This is a genomic window from Streptomyces sp. NPDC052107, assembly GCF_040680215.1.
In the GTDB taxonomy this organism is placed as follows: Bacteria; Actinomycetota; Actinomycetes; order Streptomycetales; family Streptomycetaceae; genus Streptomyces.
This window is the reverse complement of sequence record NZ_JBFAWG010000129.1, coordinates 1-14,115: the sequence shown is the minus strand read 5'-3', so window position 1 is coordinate 14,115 and position 14,115 is coordinate 1. Positions and strand designations below refer to the sequence as shown.

The 14,115-nt window shown below is 69.1% G+C and carries 11 protein-coding genes and 2 pseudogenes; 8 read left to right on the top strand and 5 right to left on the bottom strand.

The genetic code is table 11. The features are described from left to right. The first annotated feature begins 139 nt into the window (after positions 1 to 139). Positions 140 to 1,014, top strand: a protein-coding gene (locus tag AB0M27_RS43515) for an IS5 family transposase (RefSeq protein ID WP_365731075.1) whose coding sequence is annotated in 2 segments (ribosomal slippage) — positions 140 to 484 and positions 487 to 1,014 — 873 coding nt in all. Because the reading frame shifts where the segments join, the coding sequence is not laid out codon by codon here. A gap of 70 nt (positions 1,015 to 1,084) precedes the next feature. On the opposite strand, the gene AB0M27_RS43510 is transcribed toward AB0M27_RS43515, so the two are convergent. Then, complete coding sequence (locus AB0M27_RS43510; RefSeq protein ID WP_365731073.1) at positions 1,085 to 1,819, bottom strand: dienelactone hydrolase family protein; 735 nt, start codon at positions 1,817 to 1,819, stop codon at positions 1,085 to 1,087. A 518-nt stretch (positions 1,820 to 2,337) separates the two neighbouring features. Between AB0M27_RS43510 and AB0M27_RS43505 the strand changes: the two genes are divergently transcribed. Continuing rightward, complete coding sequence (locus AB0M27_RS43505; RefSeq protein WP_365731071.1) at positions 2,338 to 2,901, top strand: DinB family protein; 564 nt, start codon at positions 2,338 to 2,340, stop codon at positions 2,899 to 2,901. A gap of 176 nt (positions 2,902 to 3,077) precedes the next feature. Here the strand turns inward: AB0M27_RS43505 and AB0M27_RS43500 are convergent, their stop codons facing one another. From AB0M27_RS43500 to AB0M27_RS43490, 3 genes and pseudogenes are all read right to left on the bottom strand, one after another. After that, on the bottom strand, positions 3,078 to 3,548 hold the full coding sequence (locus tag AB0M27_RS43500) for a transposase family protein (RefSeq protein WP_365731069.1): 471 nt from the start codon (positions 3,546 to 3,548) through the stop codon (positions 3,078 to 3,080). Then, a pseudogene (locus AB0M27_RS43495) lies at positions 3,517 to 4,642 on the bottom strand (IS110 family transposase). The gene AB0M27_RS43500 and the pseudogene AB0M27_RS43495 overlap by 32 nt, the downstream one beginning before the upstream one ends. 258 nt (positions 4,643 to 4,900) lie before the next feature. After that, positions 4,901 to 5,785 carry a LysR family transcriptional regulator gene (locus tag AB0M27_RS43490; RefSeq protein WP_365731066.1) on the bottom strand — a complete coding sequence of 295 codons (885 nt, stop codon included), beginning with the start codon at positions 5,783 to 5,785 and terminating at the stop codon, positions 4,901 to 4,903. A gap of 111 nt (positions 5,786 to 5,896) precedes the next feature. On the opposite strand from AB0M27_RS43490, the gene AB0M27_RS43485 reads away from it, so the two are divergent. The 6 genes from AB0M27_RS43485 to AB0M27_RS43460 are packed head-to-tail and all read left to right on the top strand — an operon-like array spanning position 5,897 to position 12,512. Next, positions 5,897 to 6,772, top strand: coding sequence for a dioxygenase (locus AB0M27_RS43485; RefSeq protein ID WP_365731064.1), 876 nt, complete (start codon positions 5,897 to 5,899; stop codon positions 6,770 to 6,772). A 55-nt stretch (positions 6,773 to 6,827) separates the two neighbouring features. Then, entirely contained in the window at positions 6,828 to 7,802 is a 975-nt protein-coding gene (locus tag AB0M27_RS43480; protein WP_365731062.1) for a zinc-binding alcohol dehydrogenase family protein, read from the top strand. 32 nt (positions 7,803 to 7,834) lie between these two features. After that, positions 7,835 to 8,806 carry an MBL fold metallo-hydrolase gene (locus tag AB0M27_RS43475; protein WP_365731060.1) on the top strand — a complete coding sequence of 324 codons (972 nt, stop codon included), beginning with the start codon at positions 7,835 to 7,837 and terminating at the stop codon, positions 8,804 to 8,806. Between the two features lie 35 nt (positions 8,807 to 8,841). Continuing rightward, positions 8,842 to 10,197, top strand: a complete 1,356-nt coding sequence (locus AB0M27_RS43470) for an amidohydrolase family protein (RefSeq protein ID WP_365731058.1) — start codon at positions 8,842 to 8,844, stop codon at positions 10,195 to 10,197. Between the two features lie 44 nt (positions 10,198 to 10,241). Continuing rightward, entirely contained in the window at positions 10,242 to 11,876 is a 1,635-nt protein-coding gene (locus AB0M27_RS43465; protein ID WP_365731055.1) for an amidohydrolase, read from the top strand. Between the two features lie 57 nt (positions 11,877 to 11,933). Beyond that, positions 11,934 to 12,512 carry a helix-turn-helix domain-containing protein gene (locus AB0M27_RS43460; RefSeq protein WP_365731053.1) on the top strand — a complete coding sequence of 193 codons (579 nt, stop codon included), beginning with the start codon at positions 11,934 to 11,936 and terminating at the stop codon, positions 12,510 to 12,512. 486 nt (positions 12,513 to 12,998) lie between these two features. On the opposite strand, the pseudogene AB0M27_RS43455 reads toward AB0M27_RS43460, so the two are convergent. Further along, a pseudogene (locus AB0M27_RS43455) lies at positions 12,999 to 14,020 on the bottom strand (transposase); the annotation flags it as partial. Positions 14,021 to 14,115: the final 95 nt, after the last annotated feature.

Genomic DNA, 14,115 nt, shown 5'->3' with positions numbered 1-14,115 from the left:
ACCTGGCAACTCGCCCCTGCCACCGCATAGCGAACAGGGGCTGCCCGGCCTACGGCCGGACAGCCCCTCACCAAGATCTTCATGAGCCTTCTAGGGCGTGTTTCAGAAGTGGATCAAGGTCATGCGATGATCACGTCTCGTGGCTCGGGGAGATCTGACAGAAGTTCAGTGGGCGGTGCTGGAGCCGCTGTTGCCGAAGGGCATCAAGTCCGGACGCCCGCCAGTGCACACCAAACGGCAGTTGATCAACGGGATACGGTTTCGTACTCGGACCGGCATACCGTGGCGGGACCTGCCGGAACGCTATGGGCCGTGGGGGACTGTGTACGGACTTTTCCGCCGCTGGCAGCGCGACGGCACCTGGCACCGCATCCTCGAACAGCTCCAGGCCCGGGCCGATGCAAAGGGTCTGATCACCTGGGACGTCTCGGTGGACTCCACCATCGCCCGCGCCCACCAGCACGCGGCCGGCGCCCGCAAAAGGGGGATCTCCAGGTCGAGCCGCCCGGCGGGGTGTTCACCGAGCCCGAGGACCACGGGCTCGGACGCTCCCGGGGCGGGCTGACCACCAAACTGCACCTGGCGGTCGAGCAGGCCCAGAAGCCGATGTCTCTGGTGATCACGGCCGGGCAGCGCGGGGACTCCCCGCAGTTCCAGGTCGTCCTCGGCCGCATTCGCGTGCCCCGGTTCGGGTCGGGCCGACCTCGGACCCGGCCGGACAAGGTCCGCGCTGACAAGGCTTACGGTTCTCGGGCGAACCGCGGCTACCTGCGCCGTCGTGGGATCCGCTGCACCATCCCGGAGAAACGCGATCAGATCGCCAACCGCAAGAAGCGTGGCTCTCGCGGTGGCCGTCCGCCGAAGTTCGATCCGGCCGACTACAAAGAGCGCCACGCGGTGGAGTGCGGGATCAATCGTCTCAAACGCCACCGCGCGGTCGCCACGAGATACGACAAGCTTGCCGTCCGCTACGAAGCAACCGTGCTGGTCGCGGCCATCAATGAGTGGCTGTGACCAGCACTCTCGCAACACGCCCCAGGACTGCGGAGCCGTGCACTTCAGGTTCGGATTCCGGACCGGAGCCTCAACAGTCGGCCAGAGTGCGGCCGAGGAGAGGGAGCAGGTGGTCCCAGTGAAGCTGCAGTGCGGCGGGGTTGAAAGCGTCGGTGTCGGCCATGGTGAAGCCGTGGACGGTGTCGGGGTAGATCTCAGAGGTGTAGTCGACACCCGCGGCGTCCAGGGCCTGGTTGAGTTCGGCGAGGGCCTCGGGCGTCAGGTCGGTTTCGGCGTGGCCGAAGTGGACCTGGGCGGTGAGGCGGCGCAGGCTGTCGGGCCCGGCGGCGCCCACTGGAGCATGGAATCCGGCGACGGCGGCCACCTGGCCGGGGTGGGCCGCGGCGGTGCGCACCGCCAGGAGGCCGCCTATGCAGTAGCCGGTCACCGCGACGGGTCCGGCGCTGGCCTCGGGCTGGGTGGTGAGGAATCTGAGGTAGGCGTCGGCGTCGCGCAGGGTCCGTTCGATGGTGTGCGCCTCAATCAGGGGCATCAGCCGACCCATGACCGCGGTCCGGGCCTCTTCTCCGATGTGCTCGGGAAGTTCGACCACAGGTGCCGGGCCGTGCCGGTAGAAGAAGTTGGGGACGAGCACGTAGTACCCGTGGTCGGCCAGTTCGCGGGCCATCTCCCGCAGCACGGGCCGGATGCCGAAGCCGTCCGCGTACATCAGCACCCCTGGGTGCCGCTCGCCGTCGTCGGGGAAGGCGGCGAAGGCATCGGCCTGGCCGTCCGCGGTGGGAATCTGCAGCATCTTGGTGGCCATGAACTCTCCTGTCGTGGTTGATGTGTCCTGTGATCAACACGACGGAGGTGGAGCCCGCGCAGCAGCGCAAGATCCTCGATCGAACAGCGGGCCCGCACTGGCCCGCACGGCGCTCAGAAGAGCACCGGGTCACCGATCCGTGTGTGGCGCAATGCCGTCCCGGTAGTCACCCCCACAACCTAGTCCACCGAACAAAGCCGACGCCAGCACCCCCAGTCCACAGCGCAGCTCGCGAGAATGATCTCGGCCAACGCCTCGCATCCTGAACCCCGTCAATGCGCTGCCCGTGACACCAATACCGAGCTTGCGACTGCACGGTCCTCACCGCATTTCTGAAATACGCCCTAGATCGAGCCAGCCGGGTTGTTACTGTCAAACAGCCGCTCGCGGCTGCGCGGCCCGAAGGGCACATCAGCCCCCAGCGTCATCTCCCGGCGCGGTACGCTCTCGCGGCCCATGGCCGGCGACGGCGTCCGCGAGGGTCGCAGCCAGGTCTTCGTTGTATGTAGTGTGCGGAAATGACAAGAAGCGAGCGAATCGCGGACCAGCTCGACCGGCACTGGCACAAGAACCTGCGGCCGCGGCTGCACGGTCTTGCCGATGAGGAGTACTTCTGGGAGCCGGTGAGTGGCTGCTGGAGCATCCGCCCCCGTGGCACGTCGGCCGCACCGATGTCGGCAGGTTCGGGGGAATGGACGATGGACTCCGCGTCTCCTGACCCGGTGCCGGCGCCGGTGACCACGATTGCCTGGCGGCTGGCGCACATCATCGTCTCCTGCCTGGGCTATCGGGTCGGATGGCACTTCGGCGGCCAGGACGTCGACTCCCAGACATTCGCCTACGCGGGGACCGCTGACGAGGCGCTAAAACAGCTCGATGAGATGTATGGGAGATGGAACGCGGGGGTCCGCGAGCTCTCGGACGCTGACCTGGAGAATCCGCCCACGGTGGGTCCCGAGCGGTTTCCCATGGAGGGCATCGTCCTGCACGTCAACAGGGAGCTGATCCATCACGGCGCCGAGATTTCCCTGCTGCGCGACCTCTACCGCTGGCAGGACGGAGCCGTACCGCGCCGAATATGACTTTCCGGTAACCGTTGATCGAGCTTCGGAAACCTACGTGGACTCCGTGACGCTCCGTGGCTGCGAGCTTCAGTGAAGCTGCGCCCTCTTGAAGTAGCTGGTCAGGGTGGTGGCGTGAGGGTCGTTCGGGGTGGTCATGCTGGTGTTGGGCGGATGTCTCGGGTGTAGATCATCCGTCAGCGGGCTCCTTCGAGGTTCGTCAGGACGAACAGGGCGCGCGGCAGGCCGGTCGCGCGGGCGGGATCGGTGCGGAGCTTGGTGAGGATCCGCCAGTTCTTGAGATGGGCGAAGCCGTGCTCGACCGGGGCGCGTGCGGCGGCGAGCGCCCGGTTCGCTTCCTTTTCGCTGGTGGTGAGTTGGGGGCGCGGGTGGCCTGGAAGCCGGTGGCGACCACGGGGGTCATCCGGGTCGTCGTCCAGGCCGAGGAAGCCGAGATCGGCCAGGGCGCCGAGGCCGGCGGCGCGTAGGTGGGACAGGATGCGGTCATGGCGGGCGGCGGTGATGTCGTGAGTGCGGCCGGGCCGAGCCGCGGAGATCCAGATCATCCGGCCCCGTTCGTCGGTCAGGGCGAGGACGTGCAGGCCGTGGCGGTGGTGTTTGATGCCCCTATGTTCGTCAAGCTGCGGTCGTGAGGGTCGCTGGATCATCAGGCCGCTGGTGGCATGTGACCATGTCGGCGAGTATCAGGGCATAAACCTCGCGGGCTGCGTAGCGTTTCAGGCAGCGCATTACCTCGCGCTTCCCCTTTCCTTCGGCGGTGCGCCGCTCGAAATAGACGCGGGTGCGTTCGTCCTGTCGCATTGCGGGTGACCACGATGCGGTGCAAGGCGGCGTTGGCCTGTCTGTCCCCGCCCCGGTTGAGCCGGCGACGCCGGCTCTTGCCCGAGGACTGCTCGACTGGACTGACGCCGCAGAGCGCGGCGAAGGATGCCTCGCTGCCCAGCCGCTCAGGGTTGTCGCCGGCTGCGATCAACAGGGCCGCCGCGCTGTCCGGCCCGATCCCGAACCGTGCCAGCAGACTGGGCGCGGTGGCCTTGACCGCTGTGGTCATTCGCCGCCCGAGCTCGGTGACTTCCTGCCGAAGCCTCAAGACGCGCTGTGCGAGCAGCCGGAGCGTGAAGACCGCCGTGTCGGCGGCCGGATCGTCACCGCGGGGGTCGACCAGCTCCGCGCAGCGGCTGACCAGGAGCCAAGTGGAGAGCGGCTCCAACTCCTCGCGCAGCGCGGATGGAGCGTTGACCAGCACTGCCTTGAGCTGGTTGAGCGCCTGGGTGCGCGCCTTGACCGCGGAGTTCTTCGCCAGCCGGAGGATGCGCAGTGCTTCCACCTGCCCGTCGCCGCTCTTCGGTAGTGCCCGGGCGGTGCCCGAGAGCGCGGCCCGGGCGGCAGCCTCGGCATCGATGGCGTCGGTCGTGCCGCGGCGGCGCCGGGTGGATCGGTCGGGCTGGTTAACCTCAACCACTGCCACCCGCTGGGTCGCGAGGTAGCGGGTCAGACCGGCGCCGTAGGATCCGGTGCACTCCACCCCGGCCCGCAGCACGGTCCCGCATTGGCCTGCCCAGTCCAGAAGTTGGCGGTAGCCAGCCGCGGTGGCCGGGAACTCTCCGGTGTCCAGCAGCGCGCCAAGGTGGTCAAGGATGGCGGCGACGTGCGCGTCCTTGTGGGTGTCGATGCCGAGCACCACCGAACGCGGCGCAGCCGGAGCCTTAGCAGCTTGGACGGCTCGGGCGGCTGCGGGCATGCTGAGGGTGGTCACGGTGCTCCTGTTCGACGACGCGGTACCGATGGCCAGCGCCGGTCGGTGGAGCGGTCAGGACTGTGACGGTGCCTTTAGGCCAAGGCCGATCCAGGCCGTGCGGGGCGACGAGCGACGGCACCGGTCACCGGTCGCCGACGAATTCCCGCCCCGACCTCGCCGGCCGCCGGACTCGCAGCGCCGCGAGACCTCACCCCCGCATGCCGGTGACGGCAACACCCTCTCGGAACGGCCCCTCGGCCATCAGGAAGGCGGGCACGCCTCGAGCAGAGTGTCGGCCATCGCCACCGCCGCGGGAGATATGGGGAGTTCCGCCGTGGTGGCCAGTGACAGCGTCCACGTGATGGTGGGACTGATCGGAACGGCGCGGAGGTCCGTGTAGTGGCCGGCCGGCGTGGCGGGCATCAGGCTGATGCCGAGCCCGTTGCGGACGAGACCGGCGGCGGTGTCGTAGTCGGCCACCTCGTAGGGGGCGTCCGGGGCGATGCCTGCGGCGGCGAAGGCATCGTCGGTCTCGAGGCGGATACCCCAGCCTGCGGCGAAGCGCACGACCGTTTCCTCGGCAAGGTCCGCCACGTGGATCTGGCTGCGGTCGCCGAGCCGGTGGTCGGGTCGGCAGAGCAGGACCATGGGGTCGCGGGCGACCGGACGAAGGGTGACCTGCCTCGATGCCGTGGTGGCCGCGACCAGGGCGAGGTCGAGTGAACCGTCCACGACGGCGGCGAGGTGCGCGGCTGTGCCGGTGACGCCCTGGTGCAGCCGAATCGACACCAGAGGATAGCGGGTGTGGAAGCGGCCCAGCGCAGCGGGCAGGTCGAGGGGCCCGGAGGACATCAGGATCCCGAGGTCGACGCTGCCGCCGAGCTGCTCCCGGTACTGCGCGACCGAATTCCTCGCACGCCGGGCTGCGGCCAGGGTGCTGCGGGCCTCGGTGAGGAATGCGGCACCGGCGGGGGTCAGCGTGATCCGGTGCCCGGCCCGGTCGAGAAGCTGCATATCGAGCTCGCGTTCGAGCTTCGCGACGGCCGTCGACACTGCCGACTGCACGACATGGGCCCGCTCGGCACCCCGAGAGAAGCTGCGTTCCTCGGCGACGGCGACAAAGTACTCCAGCTGACGTAGCTCCATCCTTCGAATATCTCACATCGAGATGTTGACCATCTAAAGCTTTCGCTAGACGAGATGAAGCCTCCCGTCTGATGCTTTTCGGCAAGGACGCGGACAGAAGGGAGTCGAGCGATGTCCATCGATCTGACCGAGGAAACGATCACAGTCGCCGTTCAGCAGACCTTTGAGGGGTGCACGAAGGAGCGCATGCGCGAGGTCTTCGTGACGCTCGTCCAGCATCTGCACGACTTCGCCCGCGAGGTCCGACTCACCAGTGAGGAATGGTTCACCGCGGTCGACTTCCTGGAGCGGGTCGGTCGCATCTCCAGTCCGACCCGGCAGGAGTTCGTGCTGCTCTCGGACATCCTGGGGCTCAGCGTCCTGGTCGACCAGATCAACCACGGCAACGGCTCTGCCACCGACTCCACCCTGCTCGGCCCGTTCTATGTGGAAGGCCGGCCACGCGCGGAGAACGGCGCCGACATCTCCGGCGGTGTCGCGGGCATGCCGTTGTTCTTCAGCGGCACGGTGGTGGACCCGGACGGGCGGCCGGTGGTCGGCGCGGACGTGGACACCTGGCACAGCGACAGTGAGGGTTTCTACGACGTGCAGCAGGCGGACAAGCTGCACGGCGAGCCCGCCATGCGGGCGCTACTGGACACGGACGACGACGGACGGTTCTGGTACCGCTCGATCGTGCCGCGGTACTACCCGGTCCCGACCGACGGACCCTGCGGCGAGATCCTCCGCGCCGCCGGGCGCTCGCCGATGCGGCCCGAGCACATCCACTTCTGGCTCCACGCCGAAGGCTACGAACCGCTGGTCACCATGCTGTTCCGCGGCGACGACCCGTACCTGGAGCGGGACGCTGTCTTCGGCGCCAAGCGCTCGCTGGTCGCCGACTTCGTCCAGCACGAGGCCGGCGAGACCGCGCCGCACGGCATCGTGATGTCCGAGCCCTTCCAGACCGTCGAGTGGACCTTCACCCTCGCCCCGGCTCGAGGGTGACCACACCGCACCGGACGTACCACCCGCTGACCATCAGCCCAGAAAGGACACCTGCGTGCGCGCGCTACGCTTCGACCAGTTCGGAGGCCCCGACGTCCTGCGGGTCGCCGAACTGCCCAATCCCCTGGCCACCGACGGCACGGCTGTGGTCGCCGTCCGGGCGGCCTCGGTCAACCCCTCCGACCTGAAGAACGTCGCCGGCATCATGGAGGGCACGGTGCTGCCCCGCGTGCCCGGCCGCGACTTCGCCGGCATCGTCGTCGACGGTCCACCGCAGTGGCGCGGCGTGGAGGTGTGGGGCACCGGCGGCGACGTCGGCTTCACCCTGGACGGCTCGCACGCGGAGTACATCCGTGTGCCGGTCACCGCACTCGCCCGCAAGCCGGCAGCACTGAGCTTCGAGGAGGCCTCGGCGGTCGGCGTCAACTTCGTGATCGGCTGGCTCGGTGCCGTCGAGATCGCGCACCTGAGCCGAGGTGAGACCGTCGTCGTCTTCGGCATTTCCGGCGGGGTGGGCGGCGCCGTCGCCCAGATCGCGCGGACCCGCGGGGCCCGGGTGCTCGGCGTCGACCGGGTTCCCCCCGCCGACGGCACCCCGGCAGCGGAGATCATCGACGCGTTCGTTCCCTTCACCCCCGACGCGGACGCCGTGGCCGACACCCTGCTCGCGCACACCGGCGGCCGGGGAGCCGAGGTCGTCTACGACGCAGTCGGCGGCGTCACCACCGCCGCGGCCCTCGCTTCGCTGGCCCAGCGGGGCAGACTGGTGGTCATCAGCGCGGTCGGCACACCCACGGTGGAGATCAACCTGCCGGACTTCTACCACCGCGAGGCCCGGATGCTGGGTGCGGACAGCCGCAAGCTCGACGTCACGGAGTCGGCCGAGCGTCTGGCCGTTCTCACCCCCTACTTCGAGCGCGGCGAGTTCCGGCCACTGCCGGTCGCGCACCAGTTCGGCCTCGATGAGGGACACAAGGCCTACACGGCGGTGGCGGAACAGGTTTCCGGCCGCGTCGTCATCGTTCCCTGAGGCCGCCCACGACCACTGAGAAAGGCGACACCATGACGCGCTGCGCCGGCGCCCGCATCACCGTTCTCGACGAGAACTTCATCGACATCCTTCTGCCGTCGACCCCCCGCGTACGCCGCTACAACATGGATCAGCACTTCAATTCCCGGTATGGCGAACTGCTCGCCGAGAACGGGTTGTGCTTCCTCGTGGAGACGTTCACCGAGAACGGTTCCACCACGATCCTGTTCGACGCCGGACTGACATCCGAGGTGGTGCTGCACAACGCGCGACACCTCGGCGTGGACCTGAACGAGGTGGAGGCGGTCGTACTCAGCCACGGCCATCCCGACCACTTCGGCGGCATCAACGGAGTCCTCAAGGCGATCGGCCACCCGACCCCGGTCGTCGCGCATCCGGACGCGTTCAACCCGCGGATGATCGTCAAGCCGCACACCACCCTGCCGATGATCAACATCGGGCTGACACGGGAGGGAATCCGGGCATCGGGCGGCCACCTGATGGAGGCACGGAACTCCATCCCGCTCGGCCCTGGCCTGCTCACCTCGGGCGAGATGCAGACCACCGCCGACTTCGAGTTCGAAGCCCCCGCCGGACGCCTGTGCGTGCACGCGGACGGCCGCGTGGAGGCGGACGGCATCAACGACCACCAGGTCCTCGGCATCGACGTCGAGGGTCACGGGCTGATCGTCATCGACCCGTGCGGACACCGCGGGGTCGTCAGCTCGATCGAACACATGCGGGCCATCACCGGCACCGACAAGCTCTACGGCGTCCTCGGCGGATTCCACACCGGACACCCCGGCATCAGCGCCAACCGGATCGACAACACCGCCAAGGCGCTCGCCGCCTACGAGCCGCGGCTGGTCGCTCCCATGCACTGCAGCGGATTCCCGCTCAAGAAGGCCGTCGCCGACCTCGTCCCGGACGCCTTCGAAATCGTCACCGCCGGCACGGTGCTCACCATCGGTGACGTGCCGCCCGACACCCGTATCTGGCGCTGACGACACGGCCGTCCGAGTAACGAAAAAGGTCAACGATGACTCATAGAACGCTCATCAAAGGTGGCACGATCTACAGCGTCGACCCCGACATCGGCGAACTGCCCCGCGGTGACGTGCTGGTGGAAGACGACACGATCGTGGCCGTGGCCGAGCACATCCCGGCGACGGATGCGCACATCATCGACGCCACCGACCGGATCGTCCTGCCGGGGCTGATCGACACCCACCGGCATCTGTGGCAGGCCGCGCTGCGGCAGCTCGCGGCGGACTGGACCCTCGGCCAGTACATCGACCACATGCTGCTGGAACTGGGGCCGAGGTTCTCCCCGGACGACGTGTACGTGGCCGAACTGCTCGGCGCGATGGAGGCCATCGATGCCGGTGTCACCACCGTCATGGACTGGGCCCACATCATGCGCAGCCCGGATCACGCCGACGAGGCCGTACGCGGACTCGTCGACTCCGGCATCCGGGCGGTGTTCGGTTACGGCAACCCCGGAGGGCCGCCCGCCGACTGGTACGCCCGTGACGTGACAAGGGTGGCGGAGCGCTACTTCTCCTCCGGGGGCGGACTGGTCACGTTCGCGCTGGCCAGCATGGGTCCGGAGTTCGGGCCGGTCGAGGACACGCTGTCCGATCTCACACTGGCCCGCGAACTGGGCATCCGCGCCTCGATGCACGTGGGCGTCGGCGCACTGGGCAAGCAGCGGTCGATCACGGAACTGCACCGACGCGGTCTGCTGGGCCCCGATCTGATCTTCGTCCACTGCAACACCTGCACCGACGCCGAACTGCGGCTGATCGCCGACACCGGGGGACATGCCTCGATCTCGCCACGCGTGGAGATGCAGATGGGGCACGGTTATCCGGCGACCGGGCGGCTGTGCGCGGCGGGGGTGGTGCCGAGCCTGAGCATCGACGTGGTCTCCGGAGTGGGGGGCAGCCTCTTCGCCGAAATGCGCGGCACGCTCGAAGCCGAGCGCGGCTGGCAGCACCATGCCGCGCTCTCCCGCGACGAGACGCTGCCGGAGCTGACGATCAGCACCCGGGACGTGGTCCGGATGGCCACGATCGAAGGCGCGCGCACCCTCGGGCTGGAAAGCAGGATCGGGTCGCTGACCCCCGGCAAGCAGGCCGACATCATCCTGCTCGACACCGACCGGCCCAACCTGTCGCCCGTGAACAGCGTGTCCGCGGCCATCACCCTCGCCGACAACGAGAACGTCGACACCGTGCTGATCGCAGGCCGGGTGGTCAAGCAGGGCGGACGGATATCCGGGCACGACCTGCGGGCTGTACGAGGACGCGCACACAGTTCCCGGGACCGCCTTCTGCAGTCCTGGTCCGGCCCCCGCTCCACGGCCGCATCGGCGCCCCGGCCTCGCGCCTGACCCGTACCCGGGCGACGCGCGATCGACAACGACGAGGTTGTTTCATGGACACATCACCCGACACCGCACACGCCGACCGGATCTTCCTCAACGGGCTCGTCTGGCCGGGCGGTGCCCGACAGATGGGACCCGAACCGACCGCACTGGCCGTGCGCGACGGCAGGGTGGTGGCGTACGGCAGCGACGCGGAGATCCGCGCCTTGTCCGGCAGCCGCTCGACCATCGTCGACCTTGGCGGCCGCCGCGTGATTCCCGGCCTGATCGACGGCCACATGCACGCCGTGCGCGGCGGCGCGACCTGGGCGAGCGAACTGCGCTGGACGGACGTACCCGACCTGCCGACGGCGCTCGCCAGGCTTCGCGCCGCAGTCGAGACGGCGCGCCCCGGGGAATGGATCCGGGTCGTCGGCGGGTGGCACCCCTGCCAGTTCGCCGAATCGCGCGAGCCCACGCGTGCCGAGTTGGACGCACTCGCTCCGGACCACCCGGTGTACGTGCAGGCGCTGTACGAGGTGGCAGTGCTCAACTCGGCGGCGCTCCACGCGGCCGGCATCGACGCCGCCACCCCCGATCCCGACGGCGGTCACCTCGAGCGCGACCCGGTGACCGGCGAGCTCACCGGCAGGGTGTTCGGCATGGGCGCGTTCAACCGCGTCCTGGGCGCCATTCCACCCGTCACACCGGAGAGGGAACGACGCTCCACCGCGGCGATGCTGGCCGACCTGCACGCCCTCGGGCTGACCGGAATCGTCGACGCCGGCGGGTTCGGCATGCCGCCGCAGCGGTACGAGCCGCTGTTCGCCCTCTGGCGCGACGGCGGTCTGTCGATGCGAATGCGGCTGTTCCTGTCCGCGGCGGACCCCGGGCAGGAATACAAGCAACTCGAGGAGTGGATGCGGCACACCCCGCCCCGGTTCGGCGACCCGATGCTGCGCTTCGCGGGCATCGGTGAGGTGGTGCACTACGGCTGCCACGACTTCGAAGGGCTCGAGGAGTTCTCGATCTCCGACGACGCCGCCGAGGAGCTCCAGCGGATCTCCTGCCGCGCCGCCGAACAGGGCTGGCCGATGAACATCCATGCGGTGCTCGACGAGTCCATCGACAGGATCCTGACCTGCTGGGAAGCGGTGAACGAGCGGATCCCGCTGCGAGGGCTGCGGTTCTCGCTGTCCCACGCCGACCGCATCAGCGCGGGCAACCTGCGCCGGCTCGCCGCGTTGGGTGCGGGTGTGGTGCTGGACGACCACCAGGTCTTCAAGGCCGGCCTTTCGGAGGCGGCCTGGGGCGACGGTTCGATGACCGCAACACCGCCCATCGCGGACATGATCGCCACCGGGATTCCCCTGGCGGCCGGGACCGACGCCACCCGTGCCTCCTCCCACAACCCCTGGTTGTCGTTGTGGTGGCTGATCACGGGAAACTCCGCAGACGGCATACCGCGACGCGCCGCTCACCACCGGATGTCCCGGGAGCGTGCCCTGGAGTGTTACACCACGGGCAGCGCCTGGCTCAGCCACGAGGAAAACACTCGCGGGCGTCTGAGACCCGGCACGCATGCCGACTTCGCGGTGCTCAGCGAGGACTGCTTCGCCGTGCCGGAGGACCGTATCCCCGGGCTCTACTCCGAGCTCACCGTGGTGGGAGGCGAGATCGTCCATACCACAGGAACCCTCGCCTGACCGCCGCGATCAGGGCGTCCGGCATTCGGCACACGTGCACGACGAAAGAGCCGTCCCATGACCTCAGACACCGGGCGCCCCCTTCGGGCCGACGCACGGCGCAATCGAGAGAAGATCCTCTCCACCGCGATACGCGTCTTCGCAGAACAGGGACTGGACGCGCGCCTCCATCGCATCGCCGAGGAAGCGGGCGTGGGAACCGGCACCCTCTACCGGAACTTCCCGACCCGGGAAGTCCTCATCGAGGCCGCCTACCGCAGCGAACTGAGCCAGCTGTGCGACTCCGTCCCCGAACTCCTGGCGACCCTGCCTCCGCACGAGGCACTCCGCGTCTGGATGGGCCGCTTCATCGACTACGCCACCGCCAGACTGGGGATGGCCGACACCTTGCGAACCGTCGTCGACTCCGGCTTCAACGCCTGCGGCCACAGCCGCAAGTTGATGATGACCGCGCTCACCTCACTCCTGAACGCCGGGTCCGCCGCCGGCACCATCCGGTCGGACATCGGCGCGGCCGACATGTTCCTCGCCCTCACGGGCGTCGCCCTGGCCTCGGGAAAGCCCGAACAACGCCAGCAGGCCCAACGCCTCCTCGACCTCATTCTCAACGGCTGCGCGACGGACCAGCGGGCCTGAGCGCCGCAGTTCGGCGGGGCTTCCCACGGCACCAGCCACGCCCACGAGCGCACGTCTCCACGCCGAACGGCCGGCGCACAGGCCAAGCCCGTCAGCCCGCCGCCGGACCCGGCGACCCGGCCACCCCGGGCCACCGCGGCGAGCCGGCCCAGTCCCGCGTCATCTCCTCCAGCGCGGCTCGGACGACGTCGTGGGGCACCCTGCCGATCCCGCGTGGCCCAGCAGCCGTAGCAGAGCGTCGAAGTCTTCACCAGCCGATGTGGGCCTGCCACGGCGGGTCAGTCCCGCCTCGGTCTGTGCCGGGGTGGGTGCCCGGTCCGTCGGCAGGTCCACGGGGGGAGGGATGCGCCGGGCGAGGAACTGCTCCAGCAAGGGGCGGAGCCCTCCTTGGGTGGCTGCTCGGGCGGTACGTCGAGCAGCCAGTCCCGCTCCCAGAGCCATACGTTGTGGTGAGAAGCCGTATCTCAACCGATCTTAGCTTGATCTTTAACCTGTGCGGCTGTAGTGCTGGTTGAGTGTCTCGGCGCGTTTGACGGTCTTTCCCGGCGTGTGGCGGGGTGCTCTCGTGTGGTTGCTCGATCCGCGGGGGCGTCCTGGGCCTGGGTGGGAGGGTTTCGGTGCAGCGGCTGGACGGGCCGCCTTCGCGCGGATGTTGCGAAACCCTCGCCGCACTCGGGCGGGCGTCAACTTGTGTGCGGGAAGAGGTCGTTCCCACGGGCGGCGCAGGTCCGGCGCGGCCGGTCGGGCGAGCCACAGCTGGGTGTGCGCGGCGATGATCAGTGTGGTCCACAGGTCCGCGCTGGCCGGGTCACGGAGCTTGGGCACCGTCCATCCCAGGGTCTGCTTCAACAGGCGGAATGTGTGTTCCAGATCGAATCTGCGCAGGTAGGCCCGCCACAGCTGGTCAACGTGACCGGGATCGGCGCCGGGGCGGGAGGACCATAGCCACACCGGCTCGGGGTCCCGCCCGCCGGGCAGGCGCTGGACACTCAGACGCACCACCAGCCCGTGCAGGACGGGGAGTTCGGCGCTCTGGTCGGCGATCCAGGCCGAGCGGCGGGTGAGCCGGGGGTGGGGCCGGTCCCATGCCCTGGCGATCGCGGTGCCGTAGCGCGTGGTTTCGGTCCGGGTTTCGGTCCGCGGACTTGCCCAGGTGGTCGGCCTGGCCAGAGCGAATGGGGCACCATGCATGCGTGGGCGGCCGGGCCGCGTTCCGGCGTTGTGCGGGGCCGGGTCCCGGGCCAGCACGCGGTCCGAGCGGAGTCTGCCGCAAACCTCCACGGGCAGGTCGGCGAGGAGATGAGCCAGGCGGGCCAGGTCGTAGCCGGCGTCGGCGACGATCAGCAACTCCGGGGCGCCGTCGCTCCAGTGGCCTGCGGCCGTGATCCGTTCGATGACGTCGCGGAGTTGGGCGGCGGCCGCAGCATCATCGGCCGGGCCGGGCCGAGCCGGACGGCATCCAGCAGGCGGCACCAGGAGGTGCGGCCGGACTCCAGCATGGCGACGAAGGGGTTGTGAACAGCTGCCGCGGAACAGCGTACGAGTGTGTTCTGGCGCGGATGAGTGAGTGTTCGGGCTGTGGTGGGCGTACGGGGAACGATAG

Excerpts from the sequence above, each read along its gene's own strand:
- AB0M27_RS43510 (WP_365731073.1), bottom strand. The coding sequence starts at position 1,819 with ATGGCCACCAAGATGCTGCAGATTCCCACCGCGGACGGCCAGGCCGAT.
- AB0M27_RS43505 (WP_365731071.1), top strand. The coding sequence starts at position 2,338 with ATGACAAGAAGCGAGCGAATCGCGGACCAGCTCGACCGGCACTGGCAC.
- AB0M27_RS43500 (WP_365731069.1), bottom strand. The coding sequence starts at position 3,548 with ATGATCCAGCGACCCTCACGACCGCAGCTTGACGAACATAGGGGCATC.
- AB0M27_RS43490 (WP_365731066.1), bottom strand. The coding sequence starts at position 5,785 with ATGGAGCTACGTCAGCTGGAGTACTTTGTCGCCGTCGCCGAGGAACGC.
- AB0M27_RS43485 (WP_365731064.1), top strand. The coding sequence starts at position 5,897 with ATGTCCATCGATCTGACCGAGGAAACGATCACAGTCGCCGTTCAGCAG.
- AB0M27_RS43475 (WP_365731060.1), top strand. The coding sequence starts at position 7,835 with ATGACGCGCTGCGCCGGCGCCCGCATCACCGTTCTCGACGAGAACTTC.
- AB0M27_RS43470 (WP_365731058.1), top strand. The coding sequence starts at position 8,842 with ATGACTCATAGAACGCTCATCAAAGGTGGCACGATCTACAGCGTCGAC.
- AB0M27_RS43465 (WP_365731055.1), top strand. The coding sequence starts at position 10,242 with ATGGACACATCACCCGACACCGCACACGCCGACCGGATCTTCCTCAAC.
- AB0M27_RS43460 (WP_365731053.1), top strand. The coding sequence starts at position 11,934 with ATGACCTCAGACACCGGGCGCCCCCTTCGGGCCGACGCACGGCGCAAT.